The sequence below is a fragment of the Pantoea sp. EA-12 genome (assembly GCF_030053355.1).
GTDB lineage: Bacteria > Pseudomonadota > Gammaproteobacteria > Enterobacterales > Enterobacteriaceae > Pantoea > Pantoea vagans_C.
Genome location: NZ_JASGBY010000009.1, coordinates 197775 through 206394 on the forward strand (window position 1 = coordinate 197775; position 8620 = coordinate 206394).

At 53.3% G+C, this 8620-nt stretch carries 8 protein-coding genes and 2 tRNA genes; 2 read left to right on the forward strand and 8 right to left on the reverse strand.

Annotated features, from left to right (window positions below):
- Position 1: 1 nt before the first annotated feature.
- From ilvD to ilvL, 5 genes are all read right to left on the reverse strand, one after another.
- A complete protein-coding gene (gene ilvD / locus QMZ30_RS15620; RefSeq protein ID WP_282996279.1) occupies positions 2 to 1852 on the reverse strand; it encodes a dihydroxy-acid dehydratase in 1851 nt (616 codons plus the stop codon).
- A gap of 61 nt (positions 1853 to 1913) precedes the next feature.
- A complete protein-coding gene (locus QMZ30_RS15625) occupies positions 1914 to 2843 on the reverse strand; it encodes a branched-chain amino acid transaminase (RefSeq protein WP_034820022.1) in 930 nt (309 codons plus the stop codon).
- Positions 2844 to 2861: 18 nt separating this feature from the next.
- On the reverse strand, positions 2862 to 3119 hold the full coding sequence (gene ilvM, locus QMZ30_RS15630; protein WP_034820026.1) for an acetolactate synthase 2 small subunit: 258 nt from the start codon (positions 3117 to 3119) through the stop codon (positions 2862 to 2864).
- The gene (gene ilvG, locus QMZ30_RS15635; protein ID WP_283228068.1) at positions 3116 to 4762 is read right to left on the reverse strand and encodes an acetolactate synthase 2 catalytic subunit; all 1647 of its coding nucleotides are present in this window, start codon (positions 4760 to 4762) and stop codon (positions 3116 to 3118) included. Before ilvG ends, ilvM begins: the two co-directional genes overlap by 4 nt.
- A 150-nt stretch (positions 4763 to 4912) precedes the next feature.
- On the reverse strand, positions 4913 to 5011 hold the full coding sequence (gene ilvL / locus QMZ30_RS15640; protein WP_071531048.1) for an ilv operon leader peptide: 99 nt from the start codon (positions 5009 to 5011) through the stop codon (positions 4913 to 4915).
- A gap of 327 nt (positions 5012 to 5338) precedes the next feature.
- Between ilvL and QMZ30_RS15645 the strand changes: the two genes are divergently transcribed.
- Positions 5339 to 6859 (forward strand): YifB family Mg chelatase-like AAA ATPase, encoded by a 1521-nt coding sequence (locus tag QMZ30_RS15645; protein ID WP_283228069.1) that lies wholly within the window; start codon positions 5339 to 5341, stop codon positions 6857 to 6859.
- Between the two features lie 28 nt (positions 6860 to 6887).
- Here QMZ30_RS15645 and QMZ30_RS15650 read toward each other — a convergent pair whose 3' ends face one another.
- Positions 6888 to 7226, reverse strand: coding sequence for a MaoP family protein (locus tag QMZ30_RS15650; RefSeq protein WP_039333392.1), 339 nt, complete (start codon positions 7224 to 7226; stop codon positions 6888 to 6890).
- A gap of 121 nt (positions 7227 to 7347) precedes the next feature.
- On the opposite strand from QMZ30_RS15650, the gene hdfR reads away from it, so the two are divergent.
- Positions 7348 to 8169: an HTH-type transcriptional regulator HdfR gene (gene hdfR, locus QMZ30_RS15655; protein ID WP_034820037.1), complete on the forward strand. Its 822-nt coding sequence runs from the start codon at positions 7348 to 7350 to the stop codon at positions 8167 to 8169.
- A gap of 118 nt (positions 8170 to 8287) precedes the next feature.
- Here the strand turns inward: hdfR and QMZ30_RS15660 are convergent.
- Together QMZ30_RS15660 and QMZ30_RS15665 are read right to left on the reverse strand one after the other, a co-directional pair.
- A tRNA-Trp gene (locus QMZ30_RS15660) sits at positions 8288 to 8363 on the reverse strand.
- An 8-nt stretch (positions 8364 to 8371) separates the two neighbouring features.
- Positions 8372 to 8448 (reverse strand) — tRNA-Asp (locus tag QMZ30_RS15665).
- Positions 8449 to 8620: the final 172 nt, after the last annotated feature.

Sequence of the window (8620 nt, forward strand, 5' to 3'; positions counted from 1 at the left end):
GTTAGCCTCCCAGCTTGGACTTATCGCGTACTGCGCCTTTGTCAGCGCTGGTCGCGAGGGATGCATAGGCGCGTAACGCGAAGGAAACAGCACGTTCGCGATTGTGCGGGGTGTAAGCTGCTTCGCCACGCGCCAGCTCTTTTTCACGACGAGCATGGATTTCGTTGTCTGGCAGATCCAGATGGATACGACGGTTCGGGATATCCAGCTCGATCATGTCGCCATCCTGGATCAGCGCAATGGTGCCGCCGCTCGCTGCTTCAGGCGAGATGTGTCCCACAGAGAGACCAGAAGAACCACCAGAGAAGCGGCCATCGGTGATCAGCGCACAGGCTTTGCCCAGTCCCATCGATTTCAGGTAGGTGGTTGGATACAGCATTTCCTGCATGCCCGGACCGCCTTTTGGTCCTTCGTAGCGGATCACCACACAGTCACCGGCCACCACTTTACCGCCGAGGATCGCCTCTACCGCATCATCCTGGCTTTCGTAGACTTTTGCCGGGCCTTTGAAGGTCAACAGCTCTGCATCCACGCTGGCGGTTTTTACGATACAACCATCTTCGGAGATGTTGCCGTACAGCACAGCCAAGCCACCATCCTGAGAGAACGCGTGTTCGCGGGTACGGATACAACCCTCTACACGGTCATCATCCAGCGTGTCCCAACGGCAATCCTGTGAGAAGGCCTGAGTGGTACGGATACCGGCTGGACCGGCGCGGAACATCTTCTTCACCGCTTCGTCTTTGGTCAGCATGATGTCGTACTGATCCAGGGTTTCGCGCATGCTCTGCTGCAAAACGTTGCGCGCAGTGGTGTCGATCAGCCCTGCACGATCCAGCTCGCCCAGAATGGCGACAACGCCACCGGCGCGGTGTACGTCTTCCATGTGATATTTCGGCGTACTCGGCGCCACTTTGCACAGGTGTGGCACTTTGCGCGACAGGCGATCGATATCCGACATATTGAATTCGATTTCGCCTTCCTGCGCCGCTGCCAGCAGGTGCAGAACGGTGTTGGTGGAACCGCCCATGGCGATATCCAGCGTCATCGCGTTCTCAAACGCGGCTTTGGTGGCGATGTTGCGCGGCAGTACGCGCTCATCATCCTGCTCGTAATACTTTTTGGTCAGGCTAACGATGCGTTTACCGGCGTTGAGGAACAGCTCTTTACGGTCGGCGTGAGTCGCCAACAGTGAACCGTTGCCCGGCTGCGCCAGACCTAGCGCTTCGGCCAGACAGTTCATGGAGTTGGCGGTGAACATACCGGAGCACGAACCGCAGGTCGGACAGGCAGAACGTTCGATTTTATCGCTATCGGCGTCACTGACGTTCGGGTTGGCGCCCTGAATCATCGCATCGACCAGGTCCAGCTTGATGATTTTGTCGGACAGCTTGGTTTTACCGGCTTCCATAGGACCGCCGGAAACAAAGATCACTGGGATGTTGAGGCGCAGTGACGCCATCAACATGCCCGGGGTGATTTTGTCGCAGTTAGAAATACACACCATGGCATCGGCGCAGTGCGCGTTAACCATGTACTCCACAGAGTCGGCGATCAGCTCGCGCGAAGGCAGTGAATACAGCATGCCGCCATGACCCATGGCGATACCGTCATCCACCGCGATGGTGTTGAACTCTTTAGCGACACCACCGGCAGCTTCGATTTGCTCCGCCACCAGCTTACCCATGTCGCGCAGGTGCACGTGGCCCGGCACGAATTGGGTGAATGAGTTAACCACAGCGATAATCGGCTTACCGAAATCGGCGTCGGTCATTCCTGTGGCGCGCCACAGGGCACGTGCACCCGCCATATTACGGCCATGGGTGGTGGTGGCAGAACGGTACTTAGGCATGCTCTATTTACTCCAGTCTGAAATATGACGCGGGCGCAGCTGCACCCGCGTAACGGTCTTGTTATGGATTAACCTGATCCAACCAGCCGTACTTATCTTCGGTTTCGCCCGTGAACAGGCCGAAGAAGGCGCTCTGAATTTTGGTGGTCACTGGGCCGCGTTTGCCGGCACCAACCTGAATGCCATCAACGCTGCGCACTGGGGTGATTTCTGCCGCAGTACCAGACATGAACACTTCATCAGCCAGATACAGCGATTCGCGCGACAGGGTCTGCTCACGCACTTCGATACCCAGATCGATCGCCAGTTTAATGATGGCGTCACGGGTGATGCCCGGCAGCGCTGAAGAAGTGAATGGCGGCGTGAAAAGAATGCCATCTTTCACTTCGAACAAGTTTTCACCCGCACCTTCTGAAATATAGCCGTTGGTGTCGAGAGCGATACCTTCCTGATAACCGTGGCGGCGCGCTTCGCTGCCCACCAGCAGTGAGGAAAGGTAGTTACCGCCCGCTTTAGCCGCTGTTGGCAAGGTGTTTGGTGCCACACGGTTCCAGGAAGAAACCATCGCATCAATACCATTTTCCAGTGCTTCAGCACCCAGGTAAGCACCCCATGGGAAAGCAGCGATGATCACGTCGGTGGTGTAGCCGTCTGGTGGGTTCACGCCCAGGCCTACGTCGCCAACAAACGCCAGTGGGCGGATGTAAGCGCTCTTCAATTTGTTCACGCGAATCACTTCGCGGCAGGCTTCCATCAGCTCATCAACGCTGGCGGCGATAGGGAAACGGTAGATCTTGGCGGAATCATGCAGACGCTGCATGTGTTCACGGTGACGGAACACCACTGGGCCTTTGTGTGAGTCGTAGCAACGTACGCCTTCAAACACAGAAGTACCGTAGTGCAGTGCGTGAGACATGACGCTAACCTTGGCGTCTTCCCACTTAACCATCTCCCCGTTGAACCAAATAAAGTCTGCTTTCTTCGTACTCATTGCTATTTCCTTTGGCGACTAAGCGCGGATTTGTTGTGATGTCTGTTGCTGGATCTCGACACAAGCGACATCCATAAGTTTGCTTAACTGCGAAGACAGTAAATCGACCGAGCGCTGGCTGGCAACGGTCATCTCGATATTAATGTTCTCGGCGTTAATCGCAGATGCCATGTTCATCGAGCACACCTGGAAGCCACGGTGGCGGACGACACGCAAAATGCGCTCCAATATTTCAGGACGGAAGCGAGCTTCGATAGACAATTGATGCTGGTTCATGCGGTTTTCTCCATCATGTTTGCGTTGCTGGCACCCGGCGGTACCAATGGCCAGACGTTCTCATGCTCATCAATCGAAACATGCAGGAAGTAAGGACCTTCACTGTTCAGCAGAGCATCAATGGCGTCGTCGACCTGATCTTTACGGCTAATACGTTGGCCTGGGATATCAAACGCGCTGGCCAGCGTGAGGAAATCGGGATTGTCAGTGAGGATGGTCTCGCTGTAGCGGCCATCAAAGAACAGCTGCTGCCACTGGCGCACCATGCCCAAGCGTTGGTTGTCCAACAGCAGGATTTTCACCGGCAGCTTCTTACGTTTGATGGTACCCAGCTCCTGGATATTCATCATGATGGAACCATCGCCTGACACGCAGATGACGGTGTCATCTGGACGCGCAACCTGTGCACCTACGGCAGCCGGCAAGCCAAAGCCCATGGTGCCAAGGCCACTGGAGGTGATGAAGTTCTCTGGCGCGGTGAAGCTCATGTGCTGCGCTGCCCACATCTGATGCTGACCTACATCGGTAGTGACCACGGCACTCTCGCCTTTGCGATCGGATACCTGCTTCAGCAGCAGAGGCGCATAGATCGCTTCGCCTGGATGATCGTAACGCCAGTCGAACTCGGCTTTCATCGCTTTGACTTCCGTGCGCCAGCCCTCAATCTGCAGCGGCATGCTCAGCGCAGGCAGTACCTGGTTTAAATCACCCTGCAGCGAAACGTGCGCACGGCGCAGTTTGTTCAGTTCAGCGGGATCGATATCGATGTGGATAACGCTGGCGTGCGGCGCAAAGGTATCCAGTTTGCCGGTGACACGGTCATCAAAGCGTGCGCCAACAGCGATCAGCAAATCACAGGATTGCACCGCAAGGTTGGCAGCCTTGGTGCCGTGCATGCCTAACATGCCGAGGTAAACATCACTGGACGGGTCAGCACTGCCTAAACCCTTCAGCGTAGAGACCATCGGAATGCCGGTTTCTTGTGCCATCGTACGCAATGCAGGAACGGCTTGCGCCATGCCAACCCCCCCGCCGATGTACAGCATGGGCTTATGCGCTTGTGCCATTAACTCGCGGGCTTCAGCGATGTGCTGCGGTGAATGGCTGATCGCCTCTTCAACTGGCAGCAGGTGCGGCGTTAAATCACCACTGGCAATTTGGATGTCTTTTGGGATATCAACCAGAACCGGGCCCGGGCGGCCTGACTGGGCAATGGCAAAGGCCTCGGCCATCACGGAAGGCAAATCTTCAAGGGATTCGACGAGGAAGCTGTGTTTAGTGCAGGCTAATGACAAACCGAGAACGTCAATTTCCTGGAAGGCATCGGTGCCGATAAAGGCTGACGAAACCTGGCCAGTGATGGCCACCACCGGGATGGAGTCCATCAACGCATCAGCTAAACCGGTGATCAGGTTGGTTGCACCCGGGCCAGAAGTGGCGATACAGACGCCTGTTTTACCGGTGGCACGCGCATAACCAATCGCTGCCATCACCGCACCTTGCTCATGACGACACAGTAGGTGTTCCACGCCGCCATCGTAGAGCGCATCGTACACTGGCATGATTGCGCCGCCAGGATAGCCAAACACTGTGTCGACACTCTGCGCGCGTAAAGCCTGAACTACCCACTGTGCACCTGTCATGGTTATTCTCCTGTATTCCTAGGGGAACAACAGAATTTTATGCTACTGCTCATAATCTGTTCCTCGCTGATTCGCTGATATTTAGCCTGGTTAAAAAAAAACCCCCGGACCTTTCGGTGCGGGGGTTTTTTGGAATTCCGGGCTTGATTTTTAAGCCTTTCTTTCTCCAAGCGATGCCCCGCACGGTGGGATAATAATCACCACCACGCTAATCACGACTAGGCTAATCACTTGTAGAAGGGCTTTCATGTGTTGTTTGTTTTTTCGATTGTTCGAAGTAATACCTACAGAGTTACCATAGTTATCCGGTCATTGACAATAATTTTCATAATGTTTTTTTATGACGCAAACGGCGCATGACGGTTATCGCATTGTAAGTAAAAGGTTATTTACAGTTGTGATAATTTTTCATTACGCACGCGGCGTAATAGATATTTATATTTTGCGATCTGGCTTCTAAAAGCAGCGAAAATGATGCAAAAAACGGTAATTGATCGGAATCAGGCACCGATATTAGCGAATCGCATTCGCCATCTGCCCTTTCTGCAAGCATGATGAAGGCAACAAGGAGTTGTTATGTCTTTATCTAAGGTTTTAACCCGTGCGGCATTGGGTGTTCAGGCCCCACTCGTCACTGTAGAAGTGCATATCAGCAAAGGATTACCTGCTCTCACGCTGGTTGGCCTGCCGGAAACCACCGTGAAAGAGGCACGAGAGCGGGTACGCAGCGCGATCATTAACAGTGGTTTCACCTTTCCCGCTAAACGCATCACCATCAATTTGGCTCCTGCCGATCTGCCTAAAGAAGGCGGACGCTATGACCTTCCTATCGCCATTGCGATTCTCGCAGCCTCAGAGCAGCTTCCAGACGCAAAACTGGCGCAATATGAATTCCTGGGGGAGTTAGCCCTAAACGGCGCGCTCTGTGGCGTTCAGGCCGCGATTCCTGCAGCGATGGCAGCACTGCAAGCGGGCAGGAGGATGGTGTTAGCTGATGAGAATCAACAGGATGTCGGATTAATCGAGCAAGGAGAAACCCTGGTCGGGAAGCATCTGGTCGAGATTTGTGCCTTTCTGCATAACCAGACCGCACTGACGGTGGCCCGTTCTCAACCAGAACCCTTTGAACAGGCGGACCAAGATCTCAGCGACATCATTGGGCAGGAACAAGGTCGCCGGGCACTTGAGATCACCGCGGCAGGGGGGCATAACCTATTGTTGCTTGGACCACCCGGTACCGGTAAAACCATGCTCGCTACACGCCTGCCAGGTATTATGCCTCCGCTGAACGATCAGGAAGCGCTGGAGTGCGCGGCCATTAATAGTCTGGTCAGCAGCGGGACTGTTCACCATCAGTGGCGCAGACGGCCATTTAGAGCGCCACATCACAGTGCCTCACTCTATGCGCTGATTGGTGGGGGCTCATTGCCGCGACCCGGTGAAATCTCTCTAGCCCACAATGGTGTGCTGTTTCTCGATGAACTGCCAGAGTTCGACCGTAAGGTGCTGGACTCATTACGTGAGCCCATTGAGTCTGGAGAGATAGCGATCTCCCGTGCGCGTGCCAAAGTGACCTATCCGGCTCGCTTCCAGTTAATTGCTGCCATGAACCCCAGCCCAACCGGCCACTATCAAGGCAGCCACAATAGATGCACGCCTCAACAAGTCCTTCGCTATCTGAGTCGGCTTTCCGGGCCCTTTCTCGACCGTTTCGATCTATCACTGGAAATCCCGCTCCTGCCGAGTGGCACCTTGAGCCAGAAACAAAAAGTCAAAGAATGCAGTGCAGATGTGCTTAAACGCGTGCTGACAGCCCGGCAGGCTCAAATGGAGCGTGCCGGTAAGGTGAATGCACATTTAACCAACCCGGAGATTATACGTTGCTGCGCGTTAGCACAGCAGGATGCCGAATGGCTGGAAGCGGTGCTCAACTCACTGGGACTTTCCGTGCGAGCATGGCAGCGGATTTTAAAGGTGGCGAGGACGATTGCCGATCTGGCAGGTGAGGAGGTGATTTTGCGGCAGCATTTGCAGGAGGCGGTGAGTTATCGCAGCATCGACCGATTACTGATCCATCTGCATAAAAGTCTGGAATAAATAACGGGGCCTTTAGGCCCCGTTTTTTTTAATCATCGCTATCGCTGAAGTCTTCCACCGTGTCCATCTGCGGCTTGCCGCCAGACAGGGTGTGGAAACGCTTAGGACGCTTAATGCGTGCGGTATATTTCGACCAGACGCGTTCAGCTTCCGTTTGCGGCTCACGAACACCACGACATACTTCTAAAAACGAACGCTCTTCATCAGTCGCTGGTTCACGCTTAGCGAGGTCCAGTTCGTTGAAGGCGTAACCGTGGCGTTCCAGAAGCTGAGCTTCTTTAATGGTGAAATCACCATGACGCGAAAAACCACGTGGGTAATGTTTGTTATCAAAGAAACGATTTGTTGTTGCGAAGCTATCCGCCATTTTACACGCTCCTGACTCTCATATGGCCGTGCTATTTATGGCGCGGAGTATTAGATAGGCTTGACAGAGTGTAAAACAAAACATTTAAATCAGTACGACAAACAAATTTTGGGAGAATGCTGTGGATACGGAATTACTGAAAACTTTCCTCGAAGTGAGCAGAACACGCCATTTCGGGCGTGCTGCTGAAGCGCTTTACCTCACGCAATCTGCCGTTAGTTTTCGCATTCGCCAGTTGGAAAACCAATTGGGGGTTAACCTTTTTACGCGTCATCGCAATAATATCCGTCTGACTTCTGCAGGTGAGCGTTTATTGCCCTATGCAGAAAGTTTGATGAGTACCTGGCTGATGGCCAAAAAGGAAGTTTCGCACACACAACAACATCACGAGCTTTCAATAGGCGCCAGCGCATCGCTGTGGGAAGCCTATCTAACCCCTTGGTTAAAAACGCTTTATGAAAACCGGGAAAGCCTGCATCTTGAGGCGCGCATCGCGCAACGACATCTATTAGTTAAGCAGTTGCATGAGCGTCAGCTGGATCTTTTAATTACCACCGAAGCGCCAAAAATGGATGAGCTCACCAGTCAACAGATAGGTCACATTTCACTCGCATTATTCCGCGCACGTAAAACCGAAAAACGCGAAAAATATGATTACATCAAACTGGAATGGGGCGCAGATTTTCACCAGCACGAAAGTTATCTGTCCAGTGATGATGTCCCAGTATTAACCACAACATCAGCGCATGTGACGCGTGAATTACTTCACACCACCGGTGCTTGCGCATTCTTACCCGACTCCTGGCACAGCATTTATAGTGACCTGATGGTTATTCCAGACACCCCTGTTGCCGTACGGCCACTGTATGCGGTGTGGTTGCAGAATAGCGATCAACAGGCGCATATTCGCCAACTGCTTAAATTTCCAGTATTGACTCAGTAATGAGGAGAGAGTTTGGGTGGATCGCAGTGAAACCCAAACTCTTTTCATGACTGAGTTTGGGTTTCATTGCTAAATTTTGGACAAAAAAAATCCTTTGCCGAAGCAAAGGATTGTTTTCTGGCAGGGGCGGAGGGACTCGAACCCCCAACACCCGGTTTTGGAGACCGGTGCTCTACCAATTGAACTACGCCCCTAAATAGGGTGGCGGAACGGACGGGGCTCGAACCCGCGACCCCCTGCGTGACAGGCAGGTATTCTAACCAACTGAACTACCGCTCCACCGATTCTGTACTGAAGTCAGAAAAACGTTCTGATTTCAGGTATTTCGCCCTTTCAGTGTCAATTGAAAGGTCACGACCCGATAACGAGTCTTAAATTGATGCCTGGCAGTTCCCTACTCTCGCATGGGGAGACCCCACACTACCATCGGCGCTACGGCGTTTCACTTCTG

What these genes read in the sequence shown, in the direction of transcription:
- ilvD (WP_282996279.1), bottom strand. Translation starts at nt 1,852, where the DNA reads ATGCCTAAGTACCGTTCTGCCACCACCACCCATGGCCGTAATATGGCG.
- QMZ30_RS15625 (WP_034820022.1), bottom strand. Translation starts at nt 2,843, where the DNA reads ATGAGTACGAAGAAAGCAGACTTTATTTGGTTCAACGGGGAGATGGTT.
- ilvM (WP_034820026.1), bottom strand. Translation starts at nt 3,119, where the DNA reads ATGAACCAGCATCAATTGTCTATCGAAGCTCGCTTCCGTCCTGAAATA.
- ilvG (WP_283228068.1), bottom strand. Translation starts at nt 4,762, where the DNA reads ATGACAGGTGCACAGTGGGTAGTTCAGGCTTTACGCGCGCAGAGTGTC.
- ilvL (WP_071531048.1), bottom strand. Translation starts at nt 5,011, where the DNA reads ATGAAAGCCCTTCTACAAGTGATTAGCCTAGTCGTGATTAGCGTGGTG.
- QMZ30_RS15645 (WP_283228069.1), top strand. Translation starts at nt 5,339, where the DNA reads ATGTCTTTATCTAAGGTTTTAACCCGTGCGGCATTGGGTGTTCAGGCC.
- QMZ30_RS15650 (WP_039333392.1), bottom strand. Translation starts at nt 7,226, where the DNA reads ATGGCGGATAGCTTCGCAACAACAAATCGTTTCTTTGATAACAAACAT.